Source organism: Rhizobium sp. CC-YZS058 (genome assembly GCF_034720595.1).
In the GTDB taxonomy this organism is placed as follows: domain Bacteria; phylum Pseudomonadota; class Alphaproteobacteria; order Rhizobiales; family Rhizobiaceae; genus Ferranicluibacter.
This window is the reverse complement of record NZ_JAYESJ010000001.1, coordinates 3782381-3795896: the sequence shown is the minus strand read 5'-3', so window position 1 is coordinate 3795896 and position 13516 is coordinate 3782381. Positions and strand designations below refer to the sequence as shown.

Annotated in this window: 11 protein-coding genes; 2 read left to right on the top strand and 9 right to left on the bottom strand. The window is 62.0% G+C overall.

All coding sequences use genetic code 11. The annotated features are described in order from the left end of the window. Nucleotides 1-26: 26 nt before the first annotated feature. The 8 genes from U8330_RS18130 to U8330_RS18095 all read right to left on the bottom strand — a co-directional run bounded on the left by U8330_RS18130 (nt 27) and on the right by U8330_RS18095 (nt 9592). A complete protein-coding gene (locus U8330_RS18130; protein WP_323106637.1) occupies nt 27-1715 on the bottom strand; it encodes an asparaginase domain-containing protein in 1689 nt (562 codons plus the stop codon). A gap of 10 nt (nt 1716-1725) precedes the next feature. Next, a complete protein-coding gene (locus U8330_RS18125; RefSeq protein WP_323106636.1) occupies nt 1726-2667 on the bottom strand; it encodes an acetamidase/formamidase family protein in 942 nt (313 codons plus the stop codon). Nucleotides 2668-2765: 98 nt separating this feature from the next. After that, nucleotides 2766-3644: a DMT family transporter gene (locus tag U8330_RS18120; RefSeq protein ID WP_323106635.1), complete on the bottom strand. Its 879-nt coding sequence runs from the start codon at nt 3642-3644 to the stop codon at nt 2766-2768. Between the two features lie 92 nt (nt 3645-3736). Further along, the gene (locus U8330_RS18115; protein WP_416236939.1) at nt 3737-4804 is read right to left on the bottom strand and encodes an ABC transporter ATP-binding protein; all 1068 of its coding nucleotides are present in this window, start codon (nt 4802-4804) and stop codon (nt 3737-3739) included. A gap of 26 nt (nt 4805-4830) precedes the next feature. Beyond that, entirely contained in the window at nt 4831-5901 is a 1071-nt protein-coding gene (locus U8330_RS18110) for an ABC transporter ATP-binding protein (RefSeq protein WP_416236877.1), read from the bottom strand. A gap of 153 nt (nt 5902-6054) precedes the next feature. Then, nucleotides 6055-6957, bottom strand: a complete 903-nt coding sequence (locus U8330_RS18105) for an ABC transporter permease (protein ID WP_323106633.1) — start codon at nt 6955-6957, stop codon at nt 6055-6057. Nucleotides 6958-6966: 9 nt separating this feature from the next. After that, nucleotides 6967-7923: an ABC transporter permease gene (locus U8330_RS18100; RefSeq protein WP_323106632.1), complete on the bottom strand. Its 957-nt coding sequence runs from the start codon at nt 7921-7923 to the stop codon at nt 6967-6969. A gap of 76 nt (nt 7924-7999) precedes the next feature. After that, a complete protein-coding gene (locus tag U8330_RS18095; protein ID WP_323106631.1) occupies nt 8000-9592 on the bottom strand; it encodes an ABC transporter substrate-binding protein in 1593 nt (530 codons plus the stop codon). A 397-nt stretch (nt 9593-9989) separates the two neighbouring features. On the opposite strand from U8330_RS18095, the gene U8330_RS18090 reads away from it, so the two are divergent. Both U8330_RS18090 and U8330_RS18085 read left to right on the top strand, forming a co-directional pair. Next, the gene (locus tag U8330_RS18090; RefSeq protein ID WP_323106630.1) at nt 9990-11399 is read left to right on the top strand and encodes an amidase; all 1410 of its coding nucleotides are present in this window, start codon (nt 9990-9992) and stop codon (nt 11397-11399) included. A gap of 21 nt (nt 11400-11420) precedes the next feature. Further along, the gene (locus tag U8330_RS18085) at nt 11421-12824 is read left to right on the top strand and encodes an amidase (protein WP_323106629.1); all 1404 of its coding nucleotides are present in this window, start codon (nt 11421-11423) and stop codon (nt 12822-12824) included. Nucleotides 12825-12898: 74 nt separating this feature from the next. On the opposite strand, the gene U8330_RS18080 is transcribed toward U8330_RS18085, so the two are convergent. Then, nucleotides 12899-13288 (bottom strand): MarR family winged helix-turn-helix transcriptional regulator, encoded by a 390-nt coding sequence (locus tag U8330_RS18080; RefSeq protein ID WP_323106627.1) that lies wholly within the window; start codon nt 13286-13288, stop codon nt 12899-12901. Nucleotides 13289-13516: the final 228 nt, after the last annotated feature.

The window sequence follows — 13516 nt, the reverse complement described above, 5'->3', positions numbered from 1 at the left end:
GCAGTTATCCTCGTCATCCGCCTTGGCTAATGCGTATCAAAAACCTGTTGATAGGCGGCAATGGCCCTCCGCAGAGCCGAGACCTCGGCTTCGCTCGGATGAGCCGGGTCAAGTGCGATTGGCAGGTGGCCGAACTTCATCAGCGCGGCCATCAGCAGCAATCTCGCCTTGGTCGCCGTCAGGTTCAGGCCGGCGATCGATTCCGGATGCGGATCGGCAAAACCCTCCGGATGACCGCGTCCGACGCGCACGACCGGAAGACCCATGAAACTCGCCATTCGAAGCATGCTCGTGCGCAATTCGGACGTGGCCATTCCATAGGGCACCAGCCCCTCCACGACGAAGCCGCCAAGCCTGCCGGAAGCCAGCTTGCGTTCGATCAGCAGCGAGAGATCCGGTTCCTGCGCAGGGTCGTCGCCGAACGTATCGGCGAAATAGCCGCCTTCTTTCAGGATGGTGACGCCGGGGATCGCATCGGCCAGCAGGGCGCCGCTCTTGTCCTTGATCGTCATCTCATAGGTTTCGAGGCCGCTTGCTCCCAACCGCGTGGCCGTGACCGAGGAGGGCAGCTTGGCAAGATTGACGTCCGAGCTTGCCGTGTGCCTGTAGGCCGGAACATAGGTGACATAGGGCTTTCCGCCATGCGTGAGCTGACCGATGATGCCGCCATGCCCTCCCGTTGCCATATAGCCGCCCGGCCGGGCATCGACCTTCGCGACCTCGCGTGCGGCGAAGAATTGCTGCTCCTGCAGGACGATCGTGCCGCAGCGATTGCCGCCGCTCGTGCCCCGCCAGATCCCGCTTTCGATATAGGTGACGCTGTCGACGATATTCGCGGGGCCGTCATTGCTGATCTGGCCCTGCGGGCGTTGCGCCGCATTGCAGACGATCGGCAGATCGGTGTCGATCAGCAGGTTGAACCAATAGGCGGTCTCCTCCACCTGGGGCGATCCCTGCGTCCAGATCACCCCGTCATAGGTGCCGGAAGAGACGATGGCCTGAACATCATTGGTGATCTTCGCGAGTGCCGGGCGCGGCGGCGATTTGGCGAGATGGAAGGGCTTGTAGGCGAAGAAATCGTGACCCAGCCGTTCGGGCGGAATGTCGCCGGCCTTCTGATCCGCGCGTGCGGCCTTGGCAAGCCCCTTGGTGAAGCCGGCCGGCGGCATGACGCGATAAAAGTCGACCTCCGCACGGCCACCGATCAGATTGACGGTGCCGTCGATGCCGACCGAGAGCCGGTCGATCTCCTCGAAGGAGCGTGAGCCATCCGGAAAGAAGCCCTGCCGCGTCTTCTCGGAAAACAGGGCAACGGTTTCCTCCTCCCACGGCGTACCGTCGGCCTGCAGCGCCATGTAGGGCAGGGGGTAGAGCCCGTCCTCCGGCGTCAGTTCGATCTCGTAGACCGGTCTATCGCCGGACGAGGTCTTGTCCTTCGAGAAGCGACCATCCGCGCCGATATACCCGTCCGGCGGACCATAAAGCTCTGCGGCATCGGCCTCTAGCGGATGGGCCGAGAACTGTTCGACATAGACCTTGACCGGAGCAGCGAGACGCTGGGCACGAAGCGCGTCATAGGTCTGCGGGCTGCCGTTGCTGGTCTTCAGCGGCTCCAGGCCCGCCCGCAGGCGGGCCTTGGACGAGGTGACGAGGGGCGGGGTGTTCTGGATGGTGGCCGTCGGACCGGCCATATGGGCGATGCGAAGCTTGCTCATGGGCGGAGCCTCAGGCTCGATCGACATAGGATTTCGGCATCATCATGTGGACGCCTTTCGTCGCGTTGACTGTCTGGGTCACATGCAGGTCGCCGGCCAGGGAACACAGCATGTAGGCATCGGCATGCGACAGGCCGGCCTTCTCGCCGATGAGCGCGATCATCTCCCGCAGGGCCTTGATGGCGCATTGATCGAGATCGGGATCGAGCCCCATGGTGATGTAGTGGGTCGGCGTTTCGGCGCGCGGCCAGCGGAAGGTCAGGTCGTTGCGGACGATGAATTCGAACTTGCCCCTCAGCGCCGTCTCGATCGCTGTCACGTTTACCTCGCCGTCCCCTTGGCACCCGTGACCATCGCCGCAGGAAAACAACCCGCCCTCATTGAAGACGGGCAGGAAGAGCGTCGTCCCGGCGACAAGCTCCTTATTGTCCAGATTGCCGCCGAAGCAGGCTGGCGCCACGGACGAAACCCGCCCCCAGCCCGGCGGCGGCGCAAGCCCCATGACGCCGAAGAAGGGCCGTAGCGGCAGCTCGAGCCCCCAGGGCATGATGCCGACCTGACGCGCGAGGTCGAGTGGCAGGGTGACGTGGCGTATCTCGTCATAGTCGTGGGGCAGGGTGCCGAGCTGCGGCACGATGACGTTGAAGCCCCAGTCCTGGATGACCTCCACGTTATGGATCCGCAGCTCGATCACCGAGCCGGGTATCGCACCCTCGACGAAGATCGGGCCTGTCAGGATATGCGGGCCGAACGGCGTCAGCGCCTTGTGGATCTCGTCCAGCGCGGGCGGCACGAAGAAGCGGTTGCAATCGGGGATGTTCTCAGGCGCGCCGGTCACTGTGTCGACCGTGACGATATCGCCGCTGCGGATCGTAAGGGCCGGCTTCAGCTTCGGGTCGAACTGACCCCAGTGACAAGTTTCGACGCTTGGTTCGAGACGATGTTCACTCACCGATGAGCCTCCTATCTTGCCGAACGGGCGGTCTGCGATTCCTGCAAGGTGGCATAAATTCTGACAGATATCAAACTTTTCAAATATCAAAAAATTGATTAATTATCGACTTCGGTTCGCGCGCGGGCGGGGATGGCGCGGCTGTTAGATCGCAGGATATAGAGCGTTGCGCCGATGATCGGGATGATGCCGGCGAAGAGCCACAGGCCGGGTCGCTCGTGGAAGAAGATCAAACCGGCCGCGGCCAGAACGACGAGCCTCAGGAAATCGAGCGGAGCAAGCCGTGCCGCCTCCTCGTAGCGATAGGCGGTGACGAAGGTCCATTGGCCGAAGGTGCTGACGAGCCCGACCGCAAGCAGAAGGGCAGCTTCCGCCGCCGTCGGCGTCTGCCAGGTGAGGATCACCGGAACGACCGCGGCGGCCAGTGTCAGCAAGCCCTGGTAGGTTAGCACTGTTTCGATGGAATCGGACGGGTCGAAGACGCGCACCGTCAGGATCATCCCTGCTGAGGCGACGGCGCCGCAAATCGCGACCAGTACGTCAAGGGACGCCCCACCTTCCCGCGGGCTCAACATGATAAGGACGCCAATCAGCCCGATGATCGTAGCAATCCAGATGCCACGGGTCACCCGTTCCCGCAGGAAGAGCACGGCGCCGAGCGTGACGAACAGCACGGTCGAGAAGCTGATCGCGCTGGCGAGCGCGAGCGGAAGCCGGATGAAGCTCACATAGGTGGCCATGGTCGCCGCCAGTGCCAGAACCGACCGCCAGAACTGGAGCGCCGGTGTCCGCGTGTGCAGAAGGGTGCGTACGCGCCTCCGGGCGACGAACAGCACCACGACCTGCATGACGACCTGCCGCGTCAGCAACAGCATGAAGACGGAGACGGTTTCTCCGAGTGCACGGACCAGCAGCATCAGCATCGCGAAATTCAACACGGACACGATCATCAACAGGGCGCCGCGCTGGCTCGGCACCCTCGAATTCCACCACGACTTCACACGTCTCTCCCAAGGTCATGCATGGCCAAGTGCCGGCTTCTGCCGTGGCGCTGGTCGAAAGGCGGGCGCTAGACGGCGAGCTCCGCCTTGCCGGCAAGGGGCGCGGCAAAGCTCAAACGGCCATTGATGGTCGTTGCGCCGATACAGCGCGCGCTGTGGCCGCGCACATCCGTCGTCGCTTGGGGCAAAGTCTTCCGGCACAGTTCGACGGCGAAGCTGCAGCGGGGCGCGAAGCTGCAGCCGGGAGGAAGCAATCGCAGATCCGGCGGCGTCCCATGAATCGTCTCGAGCGGCGCGCCCTTGTGGTGATATTTCTCGGTCGAAGCCAGCATCGCCTTCGTATAGGGATGCTGGGGGTTCATCAGTACATCCCGCGCTTCCCCCGTCTCGATGATGCGGCCAGCATACATGACGGCGATCTTGTCGGCGATCTGTGCCGCCACGCCGAGATCATGCGTGACGAAGATCATCGACATGCCCAGTTCGCGCTGCAACCGGCGCAGCAGCACGAGGACCTGGATCTGCACAGAAGCGTCGAGCGCAGTCGTCGGCTCGTCCGCGAGCAGCAGGTCCGGCTTGCAGGACAGCGCAACGGCGATCATAGCGCGCTGGCGCAGGCCGCCGGACAGCTCATGCGGATAGGCCTTCAGCCGTCGCTCGGGCGAGGGGACCCGGACGAGCTCGAGCAGTTCGAGGGCCCGCTTCATTGCCGTTTCGCGATTGACCTTCTGATGCCGCATGACAGTTTCTGCGATCTGATCGCCGATCGTATAAAGCGGATCGAGCGCGGTCATCGGTTCCTGGAACACCATGGAAATAACCCGACCGCGAATTTCGCCCATTCTCTTTGATGAGGCCGACATGATGTCGTGCTCGCCGACCTTCATCTCGCCTTCGATCACCGTGCGGTTCTTGGGATGAAGCTTGAGCAGGGATCGCATCATCACCGACTTGCCTGAGCCGGACTCCCCGATGACACAGAGCACTTCACCGCGCTTGAGTTCGAGAGAGACTCCGTTGACGGCCTGGACCGTCGCCTCGCGCGAGACGAACCTCACCTTTAGATCCTTAACGCGGATGAAGGGATCGCCGGATGTTGCGGTATCCGCGGTGTAGGTGGTCTGGAAAACGTCCATCTTATTCATCGTCTTTCTCCCAGGGTTCAGGCGTTTTCCAGCGCAGCCGAGTGGCCGGATCCGGCAATGACCATGTGGCAGGCCGCCAGATGGTCGTCGGGCTTGACATGAAGAACATCCCGCAGGGCCGGAGCCTTGGACATGCAGATGTCCTCTGCATAGGGGCAGCGCGTGTGGAAGCGGCAGCCGGAAGGTGGGTTCACCGGGTTGGGCGGATCCCCGGCCAACGGCGCCGACTCAACGCGCTCGTCCGGATCCATGCTGAGTCGGCAGGCAAGCAGCGCTTGGGTGTAGGGATGCTGGGGATTGGAATAGAGCTTGTCGACCGGGCCGATCTCGACGACCTGGCCGAGATACATGACCAGAACCCGGTCCGAGATATATTGAACCACATGCAGATCGTGCGAGATGAATATATAGGTGAGGTTCAGCTGTGCCTTCAGCTCGGCCAGTAGGTTGAGTACCTGCGCCTCGACAGACTTGTCGAGCGCCGATACTGCTTCATCGAGGATCAGCAATCGCGGGTCGAGCGCCAGCGCACGGGCAATATTGACACGCTGCTTCTGCCCGCCAGATAGCTCATGCGGATAGCGCTGCCCGAAGCGTTCCGGCCGCATGCCGACCCGCTCCAGCAGCTGCCGCGCCGTCTCCATTGCCACCTTCGCCGATACACCTTGAACCTTCGGTCCATAGGCGATGGACTGCTCGATGGGCAGGCGCGGATTGAGGGAGGAATAGCTGTCCTGGAACACCATTTGCACCATGCGCCGAAGCGCATCGAGCCCGACCCCGGCAACTTCGCCGACGGGATCACCATCGAAGATCATATGTCCTTCGTCCTTCATGATCAGGAACATCAGCAGTCGCGCAAGCGTCGATTTTCCGCAGCCCGATTCACCGACGATCCCAAGGGTCTCGCCCTTCATCAGATAGAAGGAGACGTCGTCGACGGCCTTCACCTCGGCGACCTTGCGGTTCATCAGGCCGGCCCGGATCGGGAAATACTTCTTTAGCCCCTCGACGATCAGCATCGGCTGCGCCGGCCCGCCGCGGTCCCGGGGGTCGACGGGCTTCTTGTCTTCAATCATATCCAGCATTGGCTTGCTTCCTCGCGCTTCGACGTGGACATCGTCCGATCCGGACCGGCTCGTCCGGTCATACGGTCGACATGCCTGTTGATCGGCTCATCCTGATGATCCAGTGCCGCGCCCGCCCACACGACTGCTTGAGCGGACGCGCTTTGCTGCGCATTAGGCCTTCACATCCATGGCCTGGCGCAAGCCGTCGCTGACGAGGTTGAAAGCAACGGAGGTGACGAAGATGGCGAGCCCCGGCAGGGCTGCCACGAGGGGCTGCACGTAGATCGACTGGCGCAGCGTCGAGAGCATCAGTCCCCAATCCGCCGTTGGCGGCGATACGCCGAGGCCGAGAAAGGAGAGCCCCGAGGCGAGAACGATGGCGATCGACACCAGCGTGGAGGCGTAGACAAGCACCGGTGACAGAACGTTGATCAGCACATGGTTCATGATGATCGAGACGGTCGAGGCGCCGGTCGATCGCGCCGCATCAACGAAATCATGGTTGCGGACCTGCGACGTTGCGGTTTCCGCCACGCGGCAGAGCGGCGGAATGAGAACGACCGTCAGCGTCACCATCTGGTTTATGATCCCGCCGCCGAGGCTCCCGGTGATCGCGACGGCGAGCAGCACCGAGGGAAAGGCAAAGAAAACATCCATCGTCCGCATGATCACCATATTGACCCGGCCGCCATAATAGCCGGCAACGACGCCGAAGCTGCCGCCGATGAGAGTCGCGAAAAAGACCGGCAGGATGCCCATGGACAGCGAGACGCGCCCGCCCCAGATCAGGCGGCTCAGCATGTCCCGGCCCTGCTCGTCCGTTCCGAGCGTGAACTTGACATGGCCGATCGGGCGCAGCCGGTTGGCCATGCTCGACTTTTCCGGGTCCATCGGAGACAGCCATGGCGCGAAGATCGCCACGAGCACAATGGCCGAAATCAGGGCAATGCAGAAGAGCGTGACATAATCATAGCGGAGCCGGAACCAAACCGAGCCCCAATAGCCCCGCGTCTCCCGGGCCTGGGCCGCATCTGTGGTCACGATCGGCATGGCGTTTGCAGATATCTCTGTCATGGCAGGGCCTCAGATGCGTTTGATTCGGGGGTCGATCAGGGACTGCAGCAGGTCGACGACCAGGTTGATCAGGACAAAGGCCGCCGCCAGAACGAGGATCGTGCCCTGAAGCAGGGGAATATCCCGGGTCAGGATCGCCTTGTTGATCAGGAAGCCCGTGCCGGGCCAAGTGAAGACCGTTTCCACCAGCACAGAACCGCCGATGAGATAGCCAAGCTGCAGGCCAAGCATGGCGGCACCGGCAGGCATCATGTTGCGCACCGCGTGGCAGATCACATGAAACTCGCTGAGGCCCTTGGCCCGAAGCGTCTGCACGAAATCCTGATTAAGGATTTCGCTGATCGAGGAGCGGGTCGTGCGCGTCATGATGGCGAAGGGCGGCAACGCGAAGGCGATAATCGGCATGATCGCGAATTTCAGGTCTTCTATCCTGAAGTAGCTGAAATCATCCGACCCCTTCGAGCCCATGCCGGTTGCCGGCAACCAGTTGAGATCGACGGCGAAGATGATGACGAGCACGACCCCGAGCCAGAAGGTGGGAACGCTGATGCCGAACACGGCGACGGCCGTGATCGCCTTGTCGAGCAGCGAGCCGGGGCGATAGGCAGCGGCGATTCCGAAGATCATCGACAGCACGAAAGCAATCACCACCGAGATCAGCGCAATGACGATCGTGTTGGAAAAGGCGTTCAGGACTTCCCGGGCGACCGGCGCGTTGTTGGCGATGGAGACGCCGAGATCGCCGTTCAAGACACGCCAGAGCCAGACGAAGTATTGAATGACCAGCGGCTTGTCGAGACCGTAATGGGCCTGCAGTTTGGCGATGTCTTCCGGGCTCGTTTCAGGTCGTACCAGGTTCTGAACCGGGTCGCCCGGCGCCAGCTTGACGAGGGCGAAGCAGATGATCGTCACGCCGAGCAGGATTGGGATAGTCATCAGCAAGCGACGAAAGACATAGACCCACATAAGTCACTCTCCGTTCAGGACAGGCCAAGTTTGCGCAGGCCGGCGCGGCGGAAATCCTCCGCGCCGGCGGCTCGCATCAGGGATTGACGACGATCGGCGTCAGATCCTGGAACCAGCTCTGGGCCTGGACGAAACCGGTGAGCTTCGGGGAAAGCGCCCGTGGGTTCAGGTCGTGGACGATGAAGAGTTCCGGCGCGTCGGCCATGACCGTGTCGTTCATCTTGGTCAGGATGGCGTTGCGCTTCTCCGGATCGAACTCCGCCATGGCTTCAAGGCCAAGCTTGTCCACCTCGGGGTTCTTATAGAAGCCCCAGTTGCAGCAGTTCGGCGGTGCGGCGGTCGTCATCCATTTGTTGACGATGCCCTGCGACGCATCGATCGGCGCCATCGAGAAGTTGATGCCATCAAAATCACTGGCTCCGGAGCCCTGGAAGAAGACGCTGATCAACGCATTCCAGTCCATCGGGACAAGTTCTGTTTCGAAGCCCGCTTCATCGAGCTGCTCCTTCACCAATTCGTTCATGGGCAGCGGCTGCATCTGGCCGGAACCTGATGTGGAGATCCCGATCTTGATCTTGCAGGGATAGCAGCCTGCTTCCTTCAGAAGGGCCGTGGCTTTCTCTGTGTCGTACTCATAGACGACCGGATTGCCGTACCAGGGCTGTGACTCGATCAACGTGTTGTAGGCCGGCGTGGCAATGCCTTGGAGCATGTCGACCACGTCCTGGCGGTTGATCGCCATATTGGCGGCGCGGCGGACCCGGACATCGGAAAATGGGCCCTTGTTCATGCGAAGCAGATAGTCCCAGTTATGAGGATAGGGCACGGTGATGATCTGCATGCCCGCGCCCTTCAGCGCCGGGATCGTGTCCGGCGAAGGTGCCTCGACGAAATCGACCTGACCGGCCATGAGAGCCGCCGCGCGGGTCGAGGCTTCGGGCATCGGGAGAAGGACGAGCCGGTCGTTCTTCGGAATACGCGTCGGGTTCCAGTAGTTCGGATTCTTGACCAGCTCCAGCCGCTCGTGCGGAACCAGCTTGTCGAACATATAGGGGCCGGTGCCGGCCGGATGCTCGGCGAATTTCCCGTAATTATTTCCGCTCTCGGTGACCTTGCAGTTCGAGATCATGTAGAGCATGGCCATGCTGTAGGGCAGCATGGAAGCCGGCACGGTCGAATGGATCTTGATCGTATAGTCATCCACCTTCTCATAGGAGGAGACTGCACCGACTGCCCAGCCCTGCATGCCAGCGTGGCGGGCATTGTACTGTAGCGCCTTGCTGTTCTTCACGCGGTCGAGATTCCAGATGGCGGAATCGGCGTTCCAGGTGCAGCCGTCGTGAAATTTGACGCCCTTGCGCAGATTGAAGGTCCAGGTCAGCGGATCCTTGGGGTCAACCGCCCAGCTCTCGGCAAGACCGGGCACGATATCCGCCGCCTTGTCGGAGCTCGATAGGTCCCAGAGAGCCAGGGCATCATACATTGTATAGCCGGCGAAACGATATCCCTCGTAGCCTTGGTCCGGCGCGCCGGTCCAGTCCGGGATGTCGGCGGCGGTCATGGCGACCCTCAGGACGCTTTCCGCATGGGCCGTGACCGCAAAGGACGCGGCAGCGATGATGGACGCTGCGACCAGTCGGTTGGCGCCCTGCCAGAATAACCCTTTCATCGAACTCATCTCCTTCAAGCGATAGCGCCGAGAGTGGACGCTGAAACAGGTTCTGCAATCCTCGTGCCATTCTGGCTGCAGGCGCGTTACGGCTCGGAAATCCGCTGTTTGCAAATGAAAAAGTCAAAAAAGAGAATTTTATAGGCTAGTTCCGCGGGAGGGTGGCAGATATCGTGGAGGTAGCACGTTCCCGCTATCAGGGGCGCTGCAAAACTGCCGAAACTTTCATCACATTGAACAGGCATCTGTTTATTATTTGAATTTTTGACATTCTCATTTTTTATTATAACAATCCGGCCGATCGAGCCATGACACCCGCAGGGACGGTGCGATCGAAGAAGGCACGACAGCGGCCGCGCTTTCAATATTTGCGTCATCAACGAAACTTGGAGGCTTCATGTCGAAATCAATCGCAACCGACGATCTCTTCTACGCTTCGCTTCTCGACGTCTCGGGCATGGTTCGAAGGCGTGAGGTGTCGCCGGTCGAACTGGTCAAGGCGATGCTGGAGCGGATCGCGCGGCTCAATCCGATGCTGAACGCCTATCTGCTCGTCACCGCTGATGCCGCGCTCGATGCGGCGAATACGGCGGAAGCCGAGCTCTCCAGAGGCTTGTGGCGCGGCCCTTTGCACGGCGTGCCGATAGGGCTCAAGGATCTGTTCGAGATCAAGGGCGTTCCGGCGACCTTCGCGACAACGGCCTATCGCGTGCTCTCCGACAAGGATGCGACCATCATCCACCGGCTGAAGACCGCAGGGGCGATCTCCCTTGGCCAACTCCATCTGCATGAGGGCGCCTTCGGCGAGCATCATCCGGCGCTACGAAACTGCATCAATCCCTGGAACGCAGCCTACTGGCCCGGCGGCTCGTCATCGGGCTCGGGATCGGCCACGGCGACGGGCCTCTGCTTCGCCTCGCTCGGAACGGATACCGGCGGGTCGATCCGCTTTCCCTCCGCGGCTTGCGGGGTGACGGGGCTGAAGGTCACCTGGGGGCGAACCAGCCGCTATGGTGTCTTCGCGCTCGCCAATTCGCTCGACACGATAGGCCCGATGGCGCGCAGCGCCGCCGATTGCGCCGCGATGCTGGAGGCCTTCGCCGGCGCCGACCCGCACGATCCCACCAGCCTCGATGCCGCCGTGCCCGCCTATCTCCAGCACCTGGACGGCGTGCTCGGCGCGCGGGGTTTGAGAATCGGCATCGACGAAGCCTATCTGACGGCGGAAATCGACGACGAAGTCTCGGCCGCGATCCTCACGGTGGTCGGGGCCTTCTCCGAGATGGGGGCGACGATCGTTCCCGTGACAGTGCCCGACAGGCAGGCTGCCTGCAAGGCGGCGCTCGCTATCACCGATGCCGAATGCGCCTGGTACCATCGCGACGTCTTCAAGGCGCAGGCCGAGGCCTTCGGTCCGGCCCTGCGCGGCGCCATAGAGCGCGGGCTCGCAATGGACGCAGTGGCATTGGCTGATGCCTATATCGAAAAAGAGCGCTTTCGCGGCACGATCAAGCGGTTCTTCGCCGATGTCGACATGCTGATTTCGCCGATCTATCCCAAGGTCGGCCTTCGCTACGACGAGATGGAGGAGGCCTTGCGGGATCTCTACGGTCTCATTGGCTATACCTCGCCCTACAACCTCTCCGGCGTGCCATCGATCACCTTCCCCTGTGGCTTTTCGAGCGTCGGGATGCCGATCGGCGTGCAGCTGATCGGGCCGCATCTCTCCGAGCCCATGCTGCTGAAGGCGGCCCATGCCTATCAGCAGATCACCGACTGGCATCGCCAAAAGCCCCCTATCGCCTGACCTTCACACGAGAGGTGTTCCATGTCGTTCAACGAATTTCACTATATGTCCCTGACGTCGGTGGCCAAGCTGATCGAAACCCGCGCGGTGTCGCCGGTCGAGGTCACCGAGGCGATCCTGAGGCGGATCGAGGCGCTCGACGGAGAGCTGAGAAGCTACACGACCGTCACTGCCGATCTTGCCCTGCAGCAGGCGAAAACCGCCGAAGCGGAGATCGGCAAGGGCCTCTATCGCGGGCAGATGCACGGCATCCCGATAGCGGTGAAGGATCTGTGCTTTACCAAGGGCATCCGCACCACCGCAGGCATGACCATCCATGCCGACTTCGTGCCGGACCACGATGCGACGGTCGTCACCAGGCTCGCCGAGGCCGGCGCTGTCCTGCTCGGCAAGCTGCATATGACCGAGGGAGCGACGCTGGAGCACCATCCGGACCTCCCGGAGCCGGTCAATCCATGGAAGAAGGATCTCTGGACCGGCGTCTCCTCCTCCGGGTCCGGCGTCTCTGCGGCGGCAGGCCTTGCCTATGCCACCATCGGCTCGGATACCGGCGGCTCAATCCGCTTCCCCTCTGCCTGCAATGGCTTGACCGGGGTGAAGCCGACCTGGGGACGGGTCAGCCGGTACGGCATCTTCGACCTTGCCGAGACATTCGATCATCTCGGCCCCATGGCACGGTCGGCCGCCGATGCGGCCGCCATGCTTCAGTGTCTTGCCGGATGGGACCCGAAGGACACGACGTCGCTGACATCGCCGGTGCCGGATTATGCGGCGGGACTGCAGGGGGTTTACGGCGCACGCGGCGTGCGGCTTGGGCTCGATTGGGATTTCTGCCTGACCGATGCCGATCCGGTGACGGCCCGCCTGCTGAAAGATGCGGCCGATGTGCTGATCGGCCTCGGTGCCCTGCCGCGCGAAGTGGCCTTTCCCTCGATCGATGGCGTCTCGCAATATAATATGGTTTTGGCCATGGCGGAGATGGCCGTCGTCCATGAGGCGACCTACCCCTCGCAGGCTGAAAACTATGGGCCGTGGAACAAGATCGGCCTCGAGGCAGGGCGCAACGCCACCCCGCTCGAGATCAGCAAGGGCATGATCGAACGCCGAAAGTTCACCGGTGCCGTGACCGCCCTGTTCCGCGATATCGATCTGTTCATCATGCCGGTCTTCCGCGTGCCGACGCCCACCTGGGCGGAGGCAAGGGCCGCTTCCGCCGAGGATTTCAACATCATCGGCAAGTTCACCTTCCCCTTCAATGCCTGCGGCATCCCGACCATCACGCTTCCGTGCGGCTATACGGACGATGGACGCCCCGTCGCGTTCCAGCTCGCCGGGCCGCATGGGACAGAGGAACGCTTGCTGACCGTCGCGCATGCCTATCAACAGGCAACCGACTGGCACACGCACCGCCCTCCGGGAATCTGAAGGAGGGCGCCCACCGCCGACAGCGCCGCATTCCTCCCGGTGCGGCGCAGTCGAACGAATGGGCAGGGGCGCTGTCAGGCCTGGTGGATCAGCTCCCTTAGAAGATCGCGTAAAGCGGTGGCACGGTCCGATTCGAGGAGGCTGATCAGGCGCTGCTCCTGCGCTGAGGAGATGCCCTTCAGTCGCTTGAACAGCGTCTTGCCGCCGGGGGCGGTGACGATCAGCACGCGGCGGCGGTCATTGGGATCCGGCGCCCGGAAGACCAGACCTTCGTTGACCATCTTGTCGATGATCTTGGTCAGCGTCGCCGGCTCGATGAACGACTGCGCGGCGATTTCTCCCATCGCGCAGGGTTCCTTCGCGTGAAGAACCTCCAGGATGCGGAACTGGTCGACCGGCACGCCACCCGGGCGGAGGCGCTCCTCCAGTTCCGCCTCGAGCTGCTTGTTCACGCTGGCAATCATATATGCGATATTGTCCTTAGGTGACCCTGCCGCCATGTCTTCCTCCGATGATCGCCCGCTTCATCCGGGTCTCGATGTCCGAAAATTTGATTATTTCGGCTTGAATATGTCCTTGCGGGAGCTAAGGCCCACACCCTCGGTTTTCAACTCCCCGACCGACACAATAGGCCGCACCGCGACTGCGTCCAGTTCTATGGTCGGCCGTCGTTTGTGAATTGAGACGCGAGT

What these genes read in the sequence shown, in the direction of transcription:
- U8330_RS18090 (WP_323106630.1), top strand. Translation starts at nt 9,990, where the DNA reads ATGTCGAAATCAATCGCAACCGACGATCTCTTCTACGCTTCGCTTCTC.
- U8330_RS18115 (WP_416236939.1), bottom strand. Translation starts at nt 4,804, where the DNA reads ATGGACGTTTTCCAGACCACCTACACCGCGGATACCGCAACATCCGGC.
- U8330_RS18085 (WP_323106629.1), top strand. Translation starts at nt 11,421, where the DNA reads ATGTCGTTCAACGAATTTCACTATATGTCCCTGACGTCGGTGGCCAAG.
- U8330_RS18095 (WP_323106631.1), bottom strand. Translation starts at nt 9,592, where the DNA reads ATGAAAGGGTTATTCTGGCAGGGCGCCAACCGACTGGTCGCAGCGTCC.
- U8330_RS18130 (WP_323106637.1), bottom strand. Translation starts at nt 1,715, where the DNA reads ATGAGCAAGCTTCGCATCGCCCATATGGCCGGTCCGACGGCCACCATC.
- U8330_RS18105 (WP_323106633.1), bottom strand. Translation starts at nt 6,957, where the DNA reads ATGACAGAGATATCTGCAAACGCCATGCCGATCGTGACCACAGATGCG.
- U8330_RS18100 (WP_323106632.1), bottom strand. Translation starts at nt 7,923, where the DNA reads ATGTGGGTCTATGTCTTTCGTCGCTTGCTGATGACTATCCCAATCCTG.
- U8330_RS18110 (WP_416236877.1), bottom strand. Translation starts at nt 5,901, where the DNA reads ATGCTGGATATGATTGAAGACAAGAAGCCCGTCGACCCCCGGGACCGC.
- U8330_RS18080 (WP_323106627.1), bottom strand. Translation starts at nt 13,288, where the DNA reads ATGATTGCCAGCGTGAACAAGCAGCTCGAGGCGGAACTGGAGGAGCGC.